Below are 19,140 nucleotides of genomic sequence, written 5' to 3'. Positions count from 1 at the left end.
GGCACTCTGAGGGTAGCCTCACCTTCAGATGTTGCCCGGAGCACCCGCCCCCACGTGCGGCAACACGGTAGGAAGGTAAGCGTGTGACGTCCGTTCAGGTTCCCGACATCATGCAGCGTGCCCGGCGCACGGCCCGGCGTCTTCTGGCCGGCAGTGGGAGCGCGGCGGTAACGGCCTACCGCATCGACCCCTCCGCGCCGGCCGCCTTCGTCGCTCATGCCTTGCGTGCCGATGGCCGAATCCTCGTTGCCGCATGTCCTCCCCAGGGCACCCCGTTGGCCATCGCGCCCGACGACGTTGCCGTCGACATCCGACTCGATGTCACTCTCGACGCCGCCGAGCCAGGTGTGCGCATCACGGCTGCCACCGCTCACCTGCTGGGGAGCCTGACCTGGGTCGAGGGCGAGGACCGCGCCCTGCTGCTGGCCTCCTCTCGGGCTTCCGCCTGCCACTGCGCCATCGTCGGGGAGGATCCGCTCGAGCGGGTCCGGGAGATCGCCGCGGGTCCCGGCGGCCGGCTGGGCGTCATCACCTGTGAACGGGTCATGCTTCACTGCGTCTCCGGGGTCTCCAGCCACGACATCGAGGAGATCCTCGACATCGACTCGGCCGATGCCGCTGCGGCGCCCTCGGCCTCCTGGAGTTCCCCGGAGATCATGGACGCCCACGAGGCGGTCAGCGCCGTCGGTCAGCTCGGTCTGCGGGCTGTGTGCGAGGCCGTGCGCGAGGGACAGATGCCCGGATGGATCTGCTCCTCCCGCCCCGCCGTCGGGGTGTGCCCGACGCTGTGGGACAGGACCCTGTGCGTCGACGTCGATGCTCACGGGGTGACCCTCATGTCCATCACCGGTGAGGAGGTCACCACACTCGTGGTCTCCTTCGGGCAGGCACTGGCCGACGCCGGCGAGGTGGGGCCGGCCCTGGAGCAGCTGGCCTCTCACGCTCTGCCGCAGCGCCTGACTCGGCCCTGAGGCTGTCAGCTCAGCTGCGGCTGCGACCAGCTGGCCGCGAATACCGAAACGGGGGATACCACCATGTGGTGGCATCCCCCGTTGGCCCCCAGCCGCTCGAGCTGGAGAGCCTTCCGGTCAGCGGACCTCGTAGGTCGTGCAGGCGGCGGTGTCGCCCCCGACGGTCACGGCCTCGGCCGTGCACATGAGGTCCTTGTTGTGGACGCACTCGAGACGCTGGCAGGCACCCACGTGGCCCTCTGCCACCGGCAGGCCGCCGCGGGCGTCGAGGCTGATGAAGGTGTCGCAGGCCGGTGCGCCGTTGTCGCCACCAACGGTGATGGCGAAGGCGGTGCAGCCGCCGTTGTTGAAGGCGCAGGAGGTGGTGGTGCAGGAGGAGATCTTGGTGACGGACATGATGCTTTTCCTTTCGAGCGGATGTGCGCTGCGGACATGAATAACGTAAATCCGCATCCGCTCCCCGGCAACGAAGGACAGCCTGCCCTGCCTCGCAGCATGTCGAGGAACGTTGAAATGACGCCGTTTTAGCGGCCAAGGAGGAGGTGCTCGGGTCTGTTTGCGGCCCTCGGGGAAAGTCGGGGTTGTGTGCCGTCGATTTTCGTTATTCCTCGCAGGTAAGGCAGTCCTGCGCGAGTGCGGTCGAGGACTTTCCGCTGCACGGAGGGCACTGACGTCAAGGGCGGGGTGAGCTGTGCCCGCCCCGCCTCAGGGGAGTCGCTGTTGCCCGGATCGTCCGGAGAGATCGGCGAGATCGAAGGCCGTGCGCCGATCAGCTGTGCGCGGCGGCCACGGCCAGGCGCAGAGAGTCCGTGAAACGTGTCTCGCGCTCGGCGGCGCTCATGTCGCTGGAGTGGTCCAGCAGGTGGTCGGAGACGGTCAGGATCGCCAGCGCCTGTTTGTCGTACTCGGCCGCGACGCCGTAGAGGGCGGCGGCCTCCATCTCCACTCCCAGGACCCCGTACCTCGCCAGCGCCTCGGTCTGTCCCTGGGGGGTGAAGTAGAAGTGGTCCCGCGACATAACGGTGCCCAGGTGGATTGCTCCTCCAGCCTGAGCCCCCTCGGGCTGCGCGGCCTGGTACGCGGCCGCGGCCAGCCGGAAGTCCGCCACGGCGCTGAAGTTGACGCCCGGGATGCGCAGCTGGTTCATGGAGGAGTCCGTGTGGGCGCCAGTGGCCACGATGACGTCGCCGACCTTGACCTTCGGGGACAGGGCGCCGGCAGTGCCCACCCGAATGATCCGCTCCACCCCGAACTGGCTGAACAGCTCGGTGGCATAGATCGTGAAGGAGGGCTGCCCCATCCCTGAGCCCATGACGCTCAGCGGCCTGCCGTTCACGGTCCCGGTGAAGCCCAGCATCCCGCGCACGTCGGTGACCAGGCGGGCATCATCCATGAGGAGCGCAGCAATGCGCTGGGCCCGTTTGGGGTCGCCGGGCATGAGGACGGCGGGGGCGAAGTCTCCGGGCTCTGCAGCGATGTGAGGGGTGGCCATGGGGGTCCTCTCGGGGTGGTGAATCAGGTGTGAACAGTAGTGTTCAGTGTGGCATGGATCGCGTGAGAAAAGACAGGCGACCACCCTGACAACTGTCCGTATCGTGGACGTCAGACGACACATCGTGGTCGCTCGACTAGCGTCCAACGACAAAAGGGCCTGCGACCAGTCCGCAGGAAGAGGTGGCCCCTGGGTCGCCTCCATTCGTCATATCACGGAAGGTACTCATGTCCTCCAAGACAGGGGAGAGCGAGTCTCTTCAGGCTCCCCCGCGCGAGCAGTGGAGCGGGCAGCTCGGCTTCCTCATCGCCGCCATCGGCTCGGCGATCGGCCTGGGAAACATCTGGCGCTTCCCAGGGGTGGCCTACACCAACGGCGGCGGCGCCTTCGTCGTCCCCTACGTCATCGCGCTGCTGGCGGCCGGGCTGCCGATCCTCTTCCTCGACTACGCCCTGGGGCATCGCTTCCGGGGCTCGCCACCGGCGGTCTTCCGGCGCCTGTCCACCAGGCTCGAGTGGCTGGGATGGTTCCAGGTCTTCATCTGCTTCGTCATCATGACCTATTACGCGGTGGTCGTGGCCTGGTCCCTGCGCTACATGTTCTTCTCCGTCAACATCGCCTGGGGTGACGACGCGGCGGGCTTCTTCCAGCACTACATTGGGATGGACCGGCTCGGCTCCGAGGTTGCCTACTCGCCGTCAGTCGTCATGGGCGTGGCCCTGCCGCTGCTGTTCGTGTGGGGCTTCGGCCTGGTGGTGACCGCCCTGGGCGTGAGTGGGGGTGTGGAGAAGGCCAACAAGATCTTCCTGCCGCTGCTGGTCATCATGTTTGCCGGCCTCGTGGTGCGCGCCCTCCTGCTCCCGGGCGCGGGGGAGGGGCTCAATGCCCTGTTCACGCCCAAGTGGTCCGCCCTGCTGGACTACCAGGTGTGGATGGCGGCCTTCGGGCAGATCTTCTTCTCCCTGTCCGTGGGCTTCGGCATCATGCTCACCTACGCCTCCTACCTCCAGCGGCGCCGCTCCAACCTGGTGGGAACCGGCCTCGTGGCGGGCTTCGCCAACTCCTCCTTCGAGCTGTTCGCAGGGATCGGCGTCTTCGCGACCCTCGGCTTCATGGCGCACACGCAGCACGTCGGGATCAGCGAGATGAAGATCACCGGGCCCTCCCTGTCCTTCATCACCTTCCCCACCGTCATCGCCCAGATGCCCGGAGGCGCGCTCTTCGGGGTGCTCTTCTTCGCCTCCTTCTCCATGGCGGGGCTGACCTCCTTCATCTCTATCATCCAGGTGGTCGCCGCCGGCGTGGGGGAGAAGCTCGACCTGACGCCGAAGAAGGCCTCTCTCGTCGTCGGCGTCCCGGCCGCCGTCCTGTCCTTCGTCCTATTCGCCACCAGCTCGGGCCTGCCGGACCTCGACGTGGTGGACGCCTTCATCAACAACATCGGCGTGGTCGTCTCGGCCATCATCATGTGCGTGGTGGTCGCCTGGCTGCTGCGGCGCACGAAGCTGCTTCAGGACCACCTCAACGCCGTCTCCGAGTCCCGGATGATCGGCCTGTGGTGGAGGGTCCTCGTCGGCGCCGTCGTCCCCGTCCTGCTGGGGTACATGTTCATCCAGACCCTGTGGACGTACCTGTCCGAAGGATATGAGTCGGAGGCCTACTCCAGCGGCTTCGTCATGGTCTTCGGATGGGGGATGCTGCTGGTGGTTGCCTTGGGCACCGCCGTCATGAGCCTCATCCCCTGGAGGACCCCGGTGGACGAGTTCGAGGCCCTCACGCTGGAGGCCGCTTCCCAGGAGGAGGACTGAGATGACCGGAATCGCCGTGCTCATCATGCTGCTCGCCATCGTCATCATCTGGGGCGGTCTGGCGGTCTCCATCACCGCGCTCATCTCGCGCGGACGCCGCGAGGACCGCGACGCCCGGGCCGAGGCCTCGGCGCGGGCCCGCGAGCACATGCTTCACCCCGAGGAGACCGACTGACCGGTGCGGTCCGCTGAGAAACGCGGACGTGACCGCTTGAGAAGAGAGACTGACTCCACCACCCGTCTGGGGCCCGGTTCGGCCGGTTTCCAGGCGGGTGGGACACAATACGCCTATGACTCAGACTGATGTGAGCCCCCGGGCGCTGCCCCGCCTGGTGGCCTTCGACCTCGACGACACGCTGGCGCCCTCCAAGTCGGCCATGCCACCGGCCATGGCCACAGCGCTCAGGCGGCTGCTCGACGTCGTCCCCGTCTGCATCATCTCCGGTGGGCAGGTGGGGCAGTTCCGCGACCAGGTCCTGGCCCACCTCGACGCCGACGCCGATGAGTTCTCCCGGCTTCACCTCATGCCCACCTGCGGAACGCGCTACTACACCTACGACCCCTCCCGTGCCCAGAGCGATGAGGACGCTTGGACGCTGGTCTACGCCAACGACCTCACCCCTGAGCAGATCCGCACCGGTTTTGAGATCGTCGAGGCCCAGGCGCGACGCCTCGGTCTGTGGGAGGAGCAGACCTGGGGGGCGATCCTGGAGGACCGCGGCAGCCAGATCACCTTCTCCGCGCTGGGGCAGGAGGCCCCCCTGGACGCCAAACGCGCGTGGGATCCCACGGGTGAGAAGAAGGCCGCTCTGCGTGACGCCGTCGCCCCGCTCCTTCCGGACCTGGAGGTTCGCTCAGGCGGTTCCACAAGTGTCGACATCACCCTCAAAGGGGTGGACAAGGCCTACGGCATGAAGCGCTTGGCGGAGATGACCGGTATCGCGTTGGAGGAGATGATCTTCGTCGGCGACCGCCTGGACCCGGAGGGCAACGACTACCCCGTCAAGGCCTTGGGCGTTCCCTGCCAGGCCGTGAGCGGCTGGCAGGACACCGTTGCCTACGTCACCTCCCTGGCGAGTCTGATCGCCTCTGACGTGCACGGCGGTGAGGACCCGGCCGCCCAGGTCTCGCTGGGTGCTCGGCTCTGAGGCGAGCGGTGGTACAGACATCTTTAGGCCCTGACACCGGAGCCGACGCCGATACCGGCACCGCCGAGCGAGCAGGAGACCTGTGGGACGGTCTGCTGACGGCCGTGCGACGCTGCTGCGCCCTGGTCGTCACGGTGCTGCTGTCGCCGCGCCTGTGGTGGCGTCGTCGTCGCCCCGGCACCCGCACGGTGATCGGAACAGCGGCCATGATCCTGGCCTCCAGCTTCGTCTCCCTCCTGCTGGGTCTGTCCACGGCGACGGCCTCGTCACCGGTCGGCCCGCATGAGGCGACCTGGTCGACGACCCTGGACTCCACTGTCACGCTGGACCTCGGGCCGCTGGGAACGGCCTCGCTGGAGTCCCCGGCAGGAATGCTCGGCGTCAAGGTGGTTCTGGGGGAGATCCCGGGCGATCCGACACCCGATACGGCCAATGCCGCCAGCGTGGGCCAGTCCCTGTCCTCCGACGCGACCTCCTACCTCTCACTGGTCTCCCACCCCGACCTGACGATCCGGCAGGGCCTCTACGCACTGGCCGGCGACGCCCTGCGCCGGGCCGGGGTCGTTGAGGCGATCTTCCTGTGCTGTGTGGCCGCCTGGCGCCTGGCGCCGACCAAGCCCTGGCGCGAGACCGTCCGAGCCGGCGCCTCACACCGCTGGGCCACCACCGTGGCGGCCTGTGCGACCGTGGCCACCGCGGCCTCCCTCCTGGTGCCGGCCATGCGCACGGCCACCTCGCCCGGCTCCACCCTGTCCGTCCTGGAGGGGACGCCGCTGGCCCAGGCCCGTTTCTCGGGACGCATCGCTGACGTCGTCACCGCCTACGGGTCCAAGGCGCGTACCTTCGTGGAGACGAACAAGGGCTTCTACGCCAAGGCGGACACCAACCTGCGGGCCGCATGGAAGGCCGCCGAGCAGACTGAGGGCCTGGTGGACGTCACCGCCGTCGACGGCAAGGTGGATACCGAGAGCCTTCAGAGCCGGGTCAGGGCCTCCTCCGCGAAGACCCTGGTGGATGCCGGCCCCGACCCGGAGCCCGGCACCGCCCCGCAGCCCTCTGAGAGCCCACGGGCCACCGCGACGCCCTCGATCTCGGTGACCGGGGCCCGATCAGTGCCAGAGCGGGGACGCAAGACCGCCGTGCTCACCACGGACCTGCACTGCAACCTCGACGTCATCGCCTTCTCCGGGGTCCTCGACCAGCTCTCGGGTGCCGACATCCACATGGACGACGGCGACCTGACCATGACCGGCTCGGACCCGGAGCGGGTGTGCGTCGACGCGCTGACCCAGGCGGTCCCGAGCTCGACGAAGAAGGTCGCCACGATCGGCAACCACGACTCCGACGCCACGGCCGCCCGCCTGCGTTCCCAGGGGTGGACCGTCACCAACGGCTCGGTCCAGACGGTCGCCGGGATCACCTTCCTGGGGCACGACGACGCCGAGCGCACAACAGCTGCGGGCACCAAGCCCCGCAACGGGGAGACCACCGAGAAGATCGCCTCCCGCCTGGCCACGACCAGCTGCGGGAGCACGCAGGTCGACGTCGTCCTCATTCATCAGCCCGCCACTTTCGACACGCTCACCAAGGAGGGCTGCGCGCCGCTGCTCCTGGCCGGGCACGTCCACGCCGAACGGGGGATGACCACGACGATCAGCCCCCGAACCGGTCTGCCCGTCACCGGGATCATCTCGGGCGCGGGTAAGGGCGGCACGTCCCTGGGATCGGTCACCGAGGACGCCTTCCTCCACGTCATGTCCTTCGACTCCGCCGGCGCGCTGGTGGCCTGGCGCGCCGTCATCCTCCACTCCGACGCCTCGGTGACGGTGGGGGCCTGGCGGTCCGTGCCGGGTCTCGCCGCGGGACAGACGACAGCCACGATGGCTTCAACCCCGAGCCCGACGGCGTCGGCCACCCCGGTGCCGACACCGACCGGAGCCCCGCAGAGCACGAGGCCCGAGGATGGCTCTGCGCCACAGGAGGGGGCAGAGCCCCAGGGGGAGAGCGAATCCTCGGACGGGTAGGACAGAGGTGACCGTCTGTGGCTACGCTCTCGTCCTGATAACCCTACGAGGCCCAGAAGAACTGCTGACGCACCACCGGTGAGGAGACTGACGATGTCGCGCATGCCCACAGATGCCGAGATCGATGAGATGAGCGAGGAAGAGCTCGAGGCCTACCTGGGCTCCGGCCCCGCTCAAGAGCTCGACCGGCGCGCTCGTCGTGATACCGGCGAGGGCTCGTCCGCGCGCCCAGCTTGGCTGCGGCGCTCCGGGGCCGAGCGGGGATTCGGCTGGCTGCTCACCGTGTGCGCACTGATCGGGATCCTTGCCTGCTGGGAGCTCATCACCGCCCAGCTCAACCTGCTGCGCAACCCGTACGCGGAGCTCGTCTGCGACGTCAGCCCCCTGGTGTCCTGCGGCGACTCCCTCAACGTGTGGCAGGGAAACCTGCTGGGGGTGCCCAACTCCTTCGTCGGGGCCATCGCCTTCGGGGCCCTGGCCGCGATCGGCCTGGTACTGCTCAGCGGTGCGCGCCTGCCGCGCTGGATGTGGTGGGGGCTCAGCGCCGGCAGCCTCGGCGGGATCGCCTTCGTCATCTGGTTCCTGTCCGTATCCATCATGACCTTCGGCAAGCTCTGCCCCTTCTGCATGGTCATCTGGTCCGTCACCATCCCGGTGGCCGCTCACTCCTGGGCCTGGGCCGCGGCCGGCGGGCACCTGGGGCTGCGTGACAACCTGGCGCTGGACGTGCTCAAGGCCCGCTGGTGGATCACGGCGGCGATGTACCTGGTGGTGGTTCTCACCATCGTCATCGCTTTCGGCGGCCAGCTGGCGAGGCTGTTCGGGTGACTGCGCCCAAGGAGCGGAGGGCTCCAAGCGGGTCTGGTGGGAAGTCCTCGGTGGCGGGGGACTCGACCGTCACGCAGGACTATCTCAAGGTTGTGTGGGCCGCGTGCGAGTGGGGCGGCGCGGGCGCCTCTGTCACCGGCCTGGCCAAACGCATGGAGGTGGCCCCCTCGACCGCCTCGGAGAACGTGGCTCGCCTCGTGGAGGAGGGGCTGCTCGTCCACGAGCCCTACAAGGCCGTCACCCTCTCCGAGGAGGGGCGACGTCGGGCCATGGGCATGATCCGCCGTCACCGCATCCTGGAGACCTACCTGGTCACTCGGCTCGGCTTCGGCTGGGATGAGGTGCATGCTGAGGCCGAGGAGCTCGAGCACGCCGTCTCTGAGCGGCTGCTGGAGAGGCTCGATGCGGTCCTGGGGCACCCCACCCGTGATCCGCATGGGGACCCGATCCCCACGGCCGACGGCCGCCTCATCGTGCCCCACCTGGTGGGCCTGGAGACGTTGCCGGTGGGCTCCGACGGCGTCGTCGGACGGATTCAGGACGACACCGAGACGCTGCGCCGCCTGGAGCGGGCCGGCATCGGGCTGGACAGCCGGGTGCGGATCCGCGATCGGGGCACCGTGGCACCGGCCGTGGAGGGCGGCGGCCGCAGGCGGGCGACCGTCATCACCCTGCTGGACGACGACGCCTCACGCGGTGCAGCGTCCAAGGGTGCTCCGGAGGCCGTCATCCCTGACGGCTCCCTGTGGCTGCTGGCCTGACCTGAAGCTGTCACTACCCTATTTTGTGCAAAGTTGTGACTTAAGTCATGTTGCATTAAGTTGGATCTCGGGCATTTCGTCGATTATATTTCTAGCCATCACGACCGGTTCCGCTTCCGTCAAGGAAGTCCAGGGCCGGTCTTCGTTTTATCTCGATGATGAGTCAAGGTGGCAATGGTGGTTGAACAGCCCAAGAGCTTTAAAACTTATGAGGAGCAGGTAGATCTCCTTATAGGGCGGGGAATGTGTGTTGCAGATCGTGAGCGAGCCATCGAGAAATTGCGTCGGGTCAACTACTATCGCCTATCGGGGTACTGGTATCCGTTCCGTATGCGTAGGCCGGATGGGGGTGGTCGATCTGATCGTTTTCTTCCTGGCTCTGCTTTTGATGATGTGGTTGCTCTCTATGATTTTGATGCACGACTTAGGGTGGCGGTCCTCGCTGCGCTGGCGCCAGTTGAACTGTCGATGCGAGCCTTGGTTGGGCATGCGTTGGGTGAGATAGACCCGTGCATCCATCTTAATGCAGATTTGTTAGGTCCTGTCGCAAGAGGGGAGCGCTCGTCAGAATACAAAGAGTGGCTGAAGAGGTATAACGAAAAGTTGGATACTTCTCGTGAGGACTTTGTGCAGCACCACAAGGAGAGATATGGTGGAACCCTTCCGATATGGGTGGCGGTTGAGTTGTTGGACTGGGGGATGTTGACGCATCTTTATTCAATGTCACCTCGCGTTGCTCAGGTGAAGGTTGCTGATGCTGTCAATCTCACTTCTCCTCAGTTGGAATCTTGGCTAAAAGCCCTGAATATCGTGAGAAACATCGCGGCACATCATGGACGTATGTATAATCGAGTTTATGGTAAAACGCCTAGGTTGCCGAGAAGGGAAACGCATCCCGAGGTGCTATTCTGTGTCGATGCAATGAATCGAATTTTTGGTCAGGCTACTTTGATTCAATATCTACTGAGAGTTCTTAAGGCGGGTAATCTTAAAATACTACCTTCGGTGTTCAGGACGTTTCCCGAAAACGAGGTTGTTCCTTTTTGGAGCACGGGCGCTCCTGATGGTTGGGTTCAGGGTGGACTATGGAAATTGTAGGACATCTAGTGTGTTGTGAGGTGTAGTTGGTGGTGTGAACTTGAATTGTCGGACTATTGCTATCGAAACTACTCAAAGTCAGGGTGTTGCGTACTTGTCGACTTGATAGGCTCCTGTGCGTTCATCGTGGCTCGAGCGAGAGAGTGACTCATGGGGCAGCAATAGGCAGTTCCTGGCGACACCGTTTCTTCCAAAGCGAGGCAGACACTTCCGCCTACGCCATCAGAGAGCACGTTCTCATCCATGATGAGGAGTGGACAGTATGGATGGTGGCCCGGCGACTCCCGGCCTGCACCTTGAGGTGACGGGGGGGCTCGGCCCTGGTTCGCGACCAGGAGGCCATCTTCTTCACGGCCATCGAGCACGTTGAACGGCTCGATCCCGCTCAGGTCCAGTTCGTTCCGGATTAGTTGGCGCGGTATCTGTGCACTCGCCTGTGGCTCGACGTCGTGCCGACTCGTGCCCGTGAGCGACTGCTCGTCTGCTGACAAACCTGGATGGATCCGGGCGCGGCTGGGGGACAATGCTGCCATGAGCACGATTTTCACCAAGATCATCGCCGGCGAGATCCCCGGCCGTTTCGTGTGGGCGGACGAGGTCTGTGTCGCCTTCGCCACCATTGAGCCGCACACCGACGGGCACGTCCTCGTGGTCCCGCGGCTCGAGGTCGACTCCTACGTGGACGCGCCCGATGACGTGGTGGCGCACCTGGCCGTGGTCGCCAAGCGCATTGGAGCTGCACAGGTGCGCGTCTTCGAGGCGCCCCGCGCCGGGCTCGTCGTGGCCGGTTACGGCGTCGACCACCTGCACCTGCACGTGCTGCCGATCCGCTGCGAGGAGGACCTGTCCTTCTCCTCGGCCCGCCACCCCGAGGCCCCCGAACTCGATGCCGCCATGGAGCGCCTGCGGGCCGGCCTTGTCGAGGACGGCTGGGGCGAGTTCGTGCCCGCGCAGATGGACAGCGCGGCGCTCGCGTAGCCCCGACGCTACCCGCTTCGTCCTCGTCAGAAGGGTGGGGCTTGGTCGATGAGGGGCGCTAGTCCCAGGGAGTGGGCGGCCCTCGGAAGAGGGGTGGTCTCGTAGTCTCCCGCCTTTTCGCCGGGTAGGGGGCCTCGGGTCACGAGGCGGGCACTGCCGCTGCTGGGCTGGGTACGGTCGAGGGCGGTGTTGAGTCGGTCGATGAGCTCAGGGCCGATCTGCTGGCTCAGGTCGGCCGGGACGACGGTGCTGGGAACAAGGTGCTGGTGGGGGCCGACCTTGTGGGGCAGGCGGTCGATGGTGCCGTCTGGGTGGCGCCGATAGCCGGTCTTGTCCGGGGTGTGCCAAGACAAGACCCCGCTGTCACGGTCTCTGGTGAGTGCCCATCCGGGAGTGTGCTTGAGTCGGTGATGGGCCTGACAGAGCACCACGAGGTTGTCCAGGCTGGTGGTCCCGCCCTGGCTCCAGGCGGTGAGGTGGTCGATGTCGCAGCGGGAGGCCGGAGTCTGGCAGGTGGGGAAAACACATGTTTTGTCGCGGGCTCTTACGAGGTCCGCAAGTCCCACCGGAGGCCGGTACCTGGTGCGGCCGACGTCCAGGACGGTGCCGCTGGCGGGGTCGGTCACCAGGCGCCTCCAGGTCCCGCCGGCGGCCAGGGCCCAGGCGGTCATGGCCGGTACCGCTGCGCTGCGCGTCTCGATCCTCACCTCAGCGACCTGTACTGGTGTGGCGGAAAACGGGGAGACGACCTGGGCGGTGGGCTGGATGGTGGGAGCAACCGGGGCGAGTTCAGGCAGACTCCTCCCTCTAGGCCCGGGCAGACTTCTCCCACCGGGGGTGGGCAGATTTCTCCCGCCGCTCGGGGAGTCTGCGCTGTTGAGAGGCTCGGACGCGGCGGTGGAGCATTCGCCAGGGCCGGCTCCACCTGGATCAAGACAGCGGGGGTCGTCGGGGCTCTCGCTGTCCCCAGGACCACAGCCCCCAGAAATGCCGTCCCGGAGCCGGTTGTCTTCGGATGAGGTGCCGGGGCTGCCGCCTCCGGGATCGACGCCGCCGGTGGGGCCCTCTTCCGGCAGAGCCAGACCAACCAGGCTGCTCAGAGGAACGGTGACGTTGACGTTGATACGGATGCCTTCTGGCAGAGGAAGGTGACCGGTGGCTGAAGGGGTCCACCACGGGCTGTTCGATCCCACCAGGCCGCTCAAAGCGCCCAGGAGCCCTTCCAGAGGTACCCCGTCAGGCAGCAGCCGCCCCGGGGAAGGGGGCTCAAGAGGAACCGAGGACGAGAGCACTGAACCCGGCTCACTCAAACCACCACCACCACAGATACCGTCATCACCGCTGGCACCGATGCCGCTGCCGCAGATGCCGCCGCCGAGGCTGTACCCTCCGTGATTGTCGTTGTCGGTACCGTCGTCGCCACCGCTGCTGCCGTCGTGATTTGTGCTTGCGGGGGGTGGTGGGGGCTTGCGCGGGCATATGGTAGGCGGCCTGCTGGCTGGTGCGCAGTGTTGAGAGGGTCATCGCGGTGATGGCATCGGCTCTAAGCTGACCCAGGGTGCGCTTCTCGCCGCAGGCCCGCGCCGAAGCGGCGATCGCGTCCAGAGTGGCGTCCAGCAGCAGGGCGTCCATAGTCGGCAGCAGAAGCCGGACTTGGCAGAGGCCCTCTCCCGCAGGCCGGGGGCGCGACACACACCGCCGCTCGGTATTGTTCTGGCTCCGCTCAGCGTGGCCGTCAGGGTCGATCTCCATCAGGGCACGATCCAGATCCCGCCCCACCTGCGACACGCTCCGCCTAGGCGCCTGAGGCAGAACCTTGTCCTGGACTGCGAGCGCCACCGGAGTGGGTACGTCTTCCAGGCGGCGGGTCACCAGGAACGCCTTCGCCGAGTCCAGGACCCCGCAGCGTTCCATGGCCTCGACCGGGGCGAAGCCCATGCTCATGAGGGCCTGGCCGTGATCCACCATCTGACCGGCCCGAGTCCGAGAGATGCCCAGGCGGGTGGAGAGCAGACAGGTGGCATTGAACCGCCGCTCCTCATAACCCACCACCGGAGAGACCTCACCATGCGGGCCCCACTGGCCCGGGTGACTCGACAACTCAGGGCACCCTGTCAGGCAGGCCGCCGCCAGAGCCTCGCCCCAGGTGGCCCAGGCCGCCAGACGGCGGCAGGCCGCGGCCAGTTCCCCCAAACCCGAGGCCCCCAGGCCGATCAGTCCCGACGTGCCGACCTCCTCCACGCCCATCGTCCGGCGCTGCTCGGAGGCGGCCACCAGCGCCACGTCAGTACCCGACTCATTGGTGAAGAGAGGCGGCACTGCATCCCCGTCAGCGGTGGAGCACTCGTCGTCGGCGTCCTGGGCAGCCACCAGCAGGCGGGCCAGCAGCCCCTCCACCACACCGGCCAGCGCCTGGCCCGCACCCAGGGAGGCCAACAGGCCTGCCGTCTCCTCTGCCGAGACCTGCGGTATCGACGTGGGAGCCCCGCCAGGCGCACCCAGCATCCCGACCGCATCACCGGCCGGGACGCGAGGAAGCACACCACCTTCGAACATATGTACAGTATAGCAAGTGGTGCCCGTGCCCCGCACGCTGAAGCAGACTCCAGAATCACTGGAACAGCAACGATTAGCCGCATATCTGGGGCCTTCATCGACGGCGCCTTGTCCTCTCGGAGCCGGCGTGAGGGCCCGCCGAGACCGCTCGAACCTTGCTGGGCTCTACCGACGTGACCGGTCTCGCCCGCCCGTGGGGCGGACGCCGCCGGGCCCCACTGCTGGCGGGCGATAGGCTGTGCCCCAGCACCAGGAAGCACGAGTAGGAAAAGAGCGCTGCCGCGATGTCAGAGAGAACCGCACCGGTCGAGTCCGACACCCCCTTCCGCTACACGGCGGAGCTGGCGGACTCCATCGAGACCGCCTGGCAGGACCGCTGGGAGGCCGAGGGCACCTTCAACGCCGACAACCCAGTCGGCGCTCTGGCCGGACCCGGGGCGGACAAGGAGAAGTTCTTCCTGCTGGACATGTTCCCCTACCCCTCCGGCAAGGGCCTGCACGTGGGCCACCCGCTGGGCTACATCGCCACCGACGTCGTCGCCCGCTTCACCCGGATGACCGGCAAGAACGTCCTGTACACGATGGGCTACGACGCCTTCGGCCTGCCCGCCGAGCAGTACGCCGTCACCACCGGCCAGCACCCGCGCATCTCCACCGAGGCCAACATCGCCAACATGCGCCGCCAGCTGCGTCGCCTGGGCCTGTCCCACGACCCGCGCCGCTCCCTGGCCACGATCGACGTCGACTACGTGCGCTGGACCCAGTGGATCTTCCTGCAGGTCTTCAACTCCTGGTTCGACCCCGAGGCCCCGCGCCGCGACGGCCGCGGCAAGGGTGCGGCCCGGCCGGTGACCGAGCTGCGCGACAAACTCGCCTCCGGCCAGGTCCCCGTTCCCGACGGCCGCGACTGGGACGCTCTGAGCGCCGCCGAGCAGGCCGAGGTCATCGACTCCTTCCGCCTGGCCTACGTCTCCAGCGCCCCTGTCAACTGGTGCCCCGGCCTGGGCACGGTGCTGGCCAACGAGGAGGTCACCTCCGAGGGCCGCTCCGAGCGGGGCAACTACCCGGTCTTCAAGCGCAACCTGCGCCAGTGGATGATGCGCATCACCGCCTACGGCGACCGCCTCGCCGAAGACCTGGACACCGTGGACTGGCCCGAGAAGGTCAAGCTCATGCAGCGCAACTGGATCGGACGCTCCGAGGGCGCCGAGGTGACCTTCACCGTGCCCGGGGCCGGACAAGGCGCCCAGCAGGACGCGTCGCTGAGCGTCTACACCACCCGCCCCGACACCCTCTTCGGCGCCACCTTCATGGTGGTGGCTCCCGAGCACCCCATGCTGGGTGGCCTGCAGGCCTCCGGCTCGGTGCGCACCGAGGCCCAGATCGCTGACGACGCCGCGGCCCTGACCGTCCCGGCCGCCTGGCCCGAGGGCACCAAGGAGGCTTGGACCGGCGGCTACGCGACCCCCGCCGAGGCCGTGGCCGCCTACCGCGCCCAGGCCGCGGCGACGTCGGACACCGACCGCACCGACGAGGGCCGGGTCAAGACCGGCGTCTTCACCGGCTTCTTCGGCATCAACCCCGTCAACGGGGCGAAGGTGCCGGTCTTCGTGGCCGACTACGTCCTCATGGGCTACGGGACCGGCGCCATCATGGCCGTGCCCGCCCACGACGAGCGCGACTACGCCTTCGCCACCAAGTACGACATTGACATCATCCAGACCATCGGCCCGGCCGACGACCCCCACGGCGTCGACCTGAGTGCCCAGGCCTACACCGGTGACGGTGTGGTCGTGAACTCCGCCCAGGGCGACCTGGACATCAATGGCATGGGCAAGGACGAGGCCAAGGCCACCATGATCGGCTGGCTGGAGGCCAAGGGCGCCGGCCGCGGCGCGGTCACCTACCGCCTGCGCGACTGGCTCTTCTCCCGCCAGCGCTACTGGGGTGAGCCCTTCCCGATCGTGTGGGACGAGGACGGCGGCGTCCACGCCCTGCCCGAGTCGATGCTGCCGGTCGAGCTGCCCGAGGTCACCGACTACTCGCCGCGCTCCTACGACCCCGACGACGCCGACTCCTCCCCGGAGCCGCCGCTGGGCAAGGCCACCGAGTGGGTCGAGGTCGAGCTCGACCTGGGCGACGGCCCCCGGAGGTACTACCGCGAGACCAACACGATGCCGCAGTGGGCCGGCTCGTGCTGGTACGAGATGCGCTACATCGACCCCACCGATGACAAGGCGCTCGTCGACCCGGCTAACGAGGCCTACTGGATGGGGCCGCGCCCGCAGGCCGGCAACGTCTCCGGCGGCACCGACCTGTACGTCGGCGGTGTCGAGCATGCCGTCCTGCACTTGCTTTACGCGCGCTTCTGGCACAAGGTCCTGTTCGACCTGGGCCACGTCTCCTCCTCCGAGCCCTACCACCGCCTCTTCAACCAGGGCTACGTCCAGGCCTACGCCTACACCGATGCTCGCGGCCAGTACGTGCCCGCCGACGAGGTCGAGGAGGTCACCGCCGAGGACGGCTCCACCAGCTACCTCTGGCAGGGGCAGCCGGTGCGCCGCGAGTACGGCAAGATGGGCAAGTCCCTGAAGAACATCGTCACACCCGACGACATGTACGAGGCCTACGGCGCCGACACCTTCCGCGTCTACGAGATGAGCATGGGGCCGCTGGACGCCGACCGCCCGTGGGACACCCGCGCCGTCGCCGGCAGCCAGCGCTTCCTGCAGCGCCTGTGGCGCAACGTCGTCGACGAGACCACCGGCGAGCTGACGGTGACCGAGCAGAGCGCCGACGAGGAGACCCGCCGGCTCGTGGCCAAGACGATCGTGGGCGTGCGCGAGGACTACGAGGGGATGCGCCTGAACACGGCCATCGCCAAGCTCATCGTCCTCAACAACCACCTCACCGGGCTCGGGGAGGTCCCGCGCGAGGCCGTCGAGGCCCTCGTCCTCATGACGGCGCCTGTGGCTCCGCACATCGCCGAGGAGATCTGGAAGCGCCTGGGCCACGAGCACTCCCTGGCCCACGAGGACTTCCCGGTCGTGACCGACGAGGCGCTGCTGGCCGCCGAGAAGGTCACCTGCGTCATCCAGGTCAAGGGCAAGGTCCGCGACCGCCTCGAAGTCGACCCCGACATCTCCGAGGCCGAGCTCGAGAAACTGGCCCTGGAGGCCCCCGGCGTCATCCGCACCCTGGACGGGCGCGGCGTGCGCAAGGTGATCGTGCGCGCCCCCAAGCTGGTGAGCATCGTCCCCGAGTAACCGCGGCGGGCTCCCCGACGGCGCCGCTCACGGCCGCGCCGCGGTAGCCCAGCAGTAGCACGAGGGGCTGCACCAATCCGAGATGGTTGGTGCAGCCCCTTCGCTCAGCATGAGCCGGTTCTCAGCGGCGCCTGAGGGTGCCGAAGATGGAGCGCGTGATCTCGCGGGTGATCTGGCGACCCACCGAGCCGATGGTCTTCTCGACCTCCCGCTTGCGGCGCTCGGCGGCCCTCTCCGCCTCGCGCTGGCGACGCTGGGCCTCCTTGACGGCCTCGCGCTCCAGGCGCTCGGCCTCCTTCTGACGCTGAGCCGCCTGGCGGGCGGCCTCCTTCTCCAGGGCCTTCTGCGCGGCGGCGTCGGCCTTGGCCTGCTCCTTGGCGGCCTGCTCGGCGGCGCGAGCGGCCTCGGCGGCCTCGGCGTCGGCCTGGACCCGCTGGGCCAGCAGCTCGTAGGCGGACTCGTTGTCCACACTCGTGGCGTACTTGGGTTTCAGCGGTGAGGAGGTCAGTACCTGGCTGACGGTGCCGTCCTGGGCCGGCCCCATGACGGCGGCGGGGACGTTGATGACCACCGGGGCCACCGGCGCCGGGCGCCCCTTCTCGTCCAGCACGCTGACGACGGCCTGGCCGGTGCCCAGCGACGTGAGCACCCGGCTGAGGTCCACCGGGCTGACCGGGAAGGTGGAGACCGCCTTCTTGAGGTTGGCGGCGTCGGCCGGGGTGTGGGCGCGCAGCGCGTGCTGCACCCGGCTGCCGAGCTGGGCCAGGACCTCGTCGGGGACGTCCGTGGGGGACTGGGTGATGAAGACGATGCCCACGCCCTTGGAGCGGATGAGCCGCACCGTGCGCACCACGGCCTCCAGGAAGGCCTTCGAGGCGCCGGAGAACAGCAGGTGCGCCTCGTCGAAGAAGAACACCATGGTGGGCTTGTCCGGGTCGCCGACCTCCGGCAGGGTCTCGAAGAGTTCGGCGAGCAGCCACATGAGGAAGGTGGAGAACAGCGTGCCCTGGGACTGGATGTCGGCCAGCTCCAGGGCGGAGATGATGCCGCGCCCATCGGGGGAGACCCGCATGAGGTCACGCACGTCGAGCGCCGGCTCACCGAAGAAGGCCTCGCCGCCGGCCGCCTCCAGGGCGGCGATCTCCCGCAGGATGACCCCGGCCGTGGCCGCGGAGACCCCGCCGATGGTCTTGAGCTCCTCCTTACCGGCCTCCGTGTTCGTCAGGTAGTCGACGACGGCGCGCAGGTCCTTCAGGTCCAGCAGGGCCAGCCCCTGGCTGTCGGCCCAGTGGAAGACCAGCTGGAGGGCGGAGGCCTGCGTGTCGTTCAGGCCCAGGACCCGCGAGAGCAGGATCGGCCCGAACTCGGTGACCGTCGTGCGGATCGGGGTGCCGCTGATGCCGGCGCCGGAGTCCGACCCGCCGAGGTTGAACAGCTCGATGGGGAAGGACTGGCCCGTCCAGTCCTGACCGGTGGAGGCGATGCGGGAGGCGATCTTGTCGTTGGAGGCTCCGGCCTCGGCCAGTCCGGTCAGGTCCCCCTTGACGTCGGCCAGGAACACCGGGACGCCGGCGGCGGACAGCCCCTCGGCCAGGAGCTGGAGCGTGCGGGTCTTACCGGTTCCGGTCGCCCCGGCCACCAGTGCGTGCCGGTTGAGCAGTCCCAGCGGGATGCCCACCGACAGGTCCTTGACCGCCGCGGGCTCGCCGCCCGAGAGCGTGTCGAGGTAGGTGCCCACCGGCAGGGTGGGGGAGGAGAAGCTGTAGCCGGAACGCACCTGGGCGGTGTAGCCGGTCTCCTCGGCCTCCTGACTGCCCGATGCCTGCTCGGCTGCAGCGGCGGTCTCAGCCTGCGCGGGGGCCGGCTCCTGAACTGGCTCCTGCACCGGTTGCTGGGGCTGTTCGGCGGCCGCAGCCGGTTCGTCGGAGGGAGCGGCGTCGGCTGCCTGAGCGGGGGTCTCGCCCGATGCGTCAGTAGTGCGGGGCTCACCGGCCTGCTCCACGGCCGAGGCCGGGGTGGAGGCGATGGCGGCGTCAAGGGCCGCCTGGGCGGCGGCTGCCTTGGCTGCGGCGGCTTCGGCGGCGGCCTGGGCGGCCTCGGCCTTGAGGCGTGCGATCTCAGCGGAATCGGTCATGGAGCCATCGTAAACGCCGAACCTGCCAGTGCGCTGACCTGGGCGTGCCAGTGGAGCCGGCGCCGTTTCTGACCGC

At 67.9% G+C, this 19,140-nt stretch carries 13 protein-coding genes and 1 pseudogene; 10 read left to right on the top strand and 4 right to left on the bottom strand.

Annotation, left to right across the window (positions count from 1 at the left end; translation table 11 throughout):
* The first annotated feature begins 83 nt into the window (after positions 1-83).
* Entirely contained in the window at positions 84-971 is an 888-nt protein-coding gene (locus FK267_RS10125; RefSeq protein WP_141407090.1) for a hypothetical protein, read from the top strand.
* Between the two features lie 117 nt (positions 972-1,088).
* Here the strand turns inward: FK267_RS10125 and FK267_RS10120 are convergent, their stop codons facing one another.
* Together FK267_RS10120 and deoD are read right to left on the bottom strand one after the other, a co-directional pair.
* Positions 1,089-1,367: a DUF1540 domain-containing protein gene (locus FK267_RS10120; protein WP_004565152.1), complete on the bottom strand. Its 279-nt coding sequence runs from the start codon at positions 1,365-1,367 to the stop codon at positions 1,089-1,091.
* A 373-nt stretch (positions 1,368-1,740) separates the two neighbouring features.
* Entirely contained in the window at positions 1,741-2,463 is a 723-nt protein-coding gene (deoD, locus tag FK267_RS10115) for a purine-nucleoside phosphorylase (protein WP_141407089.1), read from the bottom strand.
* 227 nt (positions 2,464-2,690) lie between these two features.
* On the opposite strand from deoD, the gene FK267_RS10110 reads away from it, so the two are divergent.
* The 8 genes from FK267_RS10110 to FK267_RS10075 all read left to right on the top strand — a co-directional run bounded on the left by FK267_RS10110 (position 2,691) and on the right by FK267_RS10075 (position 11,108).
* A complete protein-coding gene (locus FK267_RS10110; protein ID WP_141407088.1) occupies positions 2,691-4,271 on the top strand; it encodes a sodium-dependent transporter in 1,581 nt (526 codons plus the stop codon).
* A 1-nt stretch (position 4,272) separates the two neighbouring features.
* Positions 4,273-4,446 carry a methionine/alanine import family NSS transporter small subunit gene (locus FK267_RS10105; protein ID WP_010614985.1) on the top strand — a complete coding sequence of 58 codons (174 nt, stop codon included), beginning with the start codon at positions 4,273-4,275 and terminating at the stop codon, positions 4,444-4,446.
* Positions 4,447-4,561: 115 nt separating this feature from the next.
* Positions 4,562-5,419 (top strand): HAD hydrolase family protein, encoded by an 858-nt coding sequence (locus FK267_RS10100; protein WP_141407087.1) that lies wholly within the window; start codon positions 4,562-4,564, stop codon positions 5,417-5,419.
* An 8-nt stretch (positions 5,420-5,427) separates the two neighbouring features.
* Positions 5,428-7,443 (top strand): metallophosphoesterase family protein, encoded by a 2,016-nt coding sequence (locus tag FK267_RS10095; RefSeq protein WP_141407086.1) that lies wholly within the window; start codon positions 5,428-5,430, stop codon positions 7,441-7,443.
* 93 nt (positions 7,444-7,536) lie between these two features.
* Entirely contained in the window at positions 7,537-8,271 is a 735-nt protein-coding gene (locus FK267_RS10090) for a vitamin K epoxide reductase family protein (RefSeq protein ID WP_141407085.1), read from the top strand.
* A complete protein-coding gene (locus FK267_RS10085) occupies positions 8,268-9,032 on the top strand; it encodes a metal-dependent transcriptional regulator (RefSeq protein WP_141407084.1) in 765 nt (254 codons plus the stop codon). The genes FK267_RS10090 and FK267_RS10085 overlap by 4 nt, the downstream gene beginning before the upstream one ends.
* Positions 9,033-9,206: 174 nt before the next feature.
* A complete protein-coding gene (locus FK267_RS10080) occupies positions 9,207-10,130 on the top strand; it encodes an Abi family protein (protein ID WP_075390765.1) in 924 nt (307 codons plus the stop codon).
* Between the two features lie 531 nt (positions 10,131-10,661).
* Entirely contained in the window at positions 10,662-11,108 is a 447-nt protein-coding gene (locus FK267_RS10075) for an HIT family protein (protein WP_075378203.1), read from the top strand.
* 26 nt (positions 11,109-11,134) lie between these two features.
* Here the strand turns inward: FK267_RS10075 and FK267_RS10070 are convergent.
* Positions 11,135-13,544, bottom strand: a pseudogene (locus tag FK267_RS10070) (HNH endonuclease signature motif containing protein).
* 404 nt (positions 13,545-13,948) lie between these two features.
* Here FK267_RS10070 and FK267_RS10065 point away from each other — a divergent pair.
* A complete protein-coding gene (locus FK267_RS10065; protein ID WP_141407083.1) occupies positions 13,949-16,930 on the top strand; it encodes a leucine--tRNA ligase in 2,982 nt (993 codons plus the stop codon).
* Between the two features lie 121 nt (positions 16,931-17,051).
* On the opposite strand, the gene FK267_RS10060 is transcribed toward FK267_RS10065, so the two are convergent.
* Positions 17,052-19,064, bottom strand: coding sequence for a helicase HerA-like domain-containing protein (locus FK267_RS10060; RefSeq protein WP_141407082.1), 2,013 nt, complete (start codon positions 19,062-19,064; stop codon positions 17,052-17,054).
* Positions 19,065-19,140 lie beyond the last annotated feature (76 nt).

This window comes from Actinomyces oris (assembly GCF_006546825.1).
GTDB lineage: Bacteria > Actinomycetota > Actinomycetes > Actinomycetales > Actinomycetaceae > Actinomyces > Actinomyces oris.
This window is presented reverse-complemented; position numbering and strand designations above follow the sequence as displayed.

What these genes read in the sequence shown, in the direction of transcription:
- FK267_RS10120 (WP_004565152.1), bottom strand. Translation starts at nt 1,367, where the DNA reads ATGTCCGTCACCAAGATCTCCTCCTGCACCACCACCTCCTGCGCCTTC.
- deoD (WP_141407089.1), bottom strand. Translation starts at nt 2,463, where the DNA reads ATGGCCACCCCTCACATCGCTGCAGAGCCCGGAGACTTCGCCCCCGCC.
- FK267_RS10110 (WP_141407088.1), top strand. Translation starts at nt 2,691, where the DNA reads ATGTCCTCCAAGACAGGGGAGAGCGAGTCTCTTCAGGCTCCCCCGCGC.
- FK267_RS10105 (WP_010614985.1), top strand. Translation starts at nt 4,273, where the DNA reads ATGACCGGAATCGCCGTGCTCATCATGCTGCTCGCCATCGTCATCATC.
- FK267_RS10100 (WP_141407087.1), top strand. Translation starts at nt 4,562, where the DNA reads ATGACTCAGACTGATGTGAGCCCCCGGGCGCTGCCCCGCCTGGTGGCC.
- FK267_RS10090 (WP_141407085.1), top strand. Translation starts at nt 7,537, where the DNA reads ATGTCGCGCATGCCCACAGATGCCGAGATCGATGAGATGAGCGAGGAA.
- FK267_RS10080 (WP_075390765.1), top strand. Translation starts at nt 9,207, where the DNA reads ATGGTGGTTGAACAGCCCAAGAGCTTTAAAACTTATGAGGAGCAGGTA.
- FK267_RS10075 (WP_075378203.1), top strand. Translation starts at nt 10,662, where the DNA reads ATGAGCACGATTTTCACCAAGATCATCGCCGGCGAGATCCCCGGCCGT.
- FK267_RS10065 (WP_141407083.1), top strand. Translation starts at nt 13,949, where the DNA reads ATGTCAGAGAGAACCGCACCGGTCGAGTCCGACACCCCCTTCCGCTAC.
- FK267_RS10060 (WP_141407082.1), bottom strand. Translation starts at nt 19,064, where the DNA reads ATGACCGATTCCGCTGAGATCGCACGCCTCAAGGCCGAGGCCGCCCAG.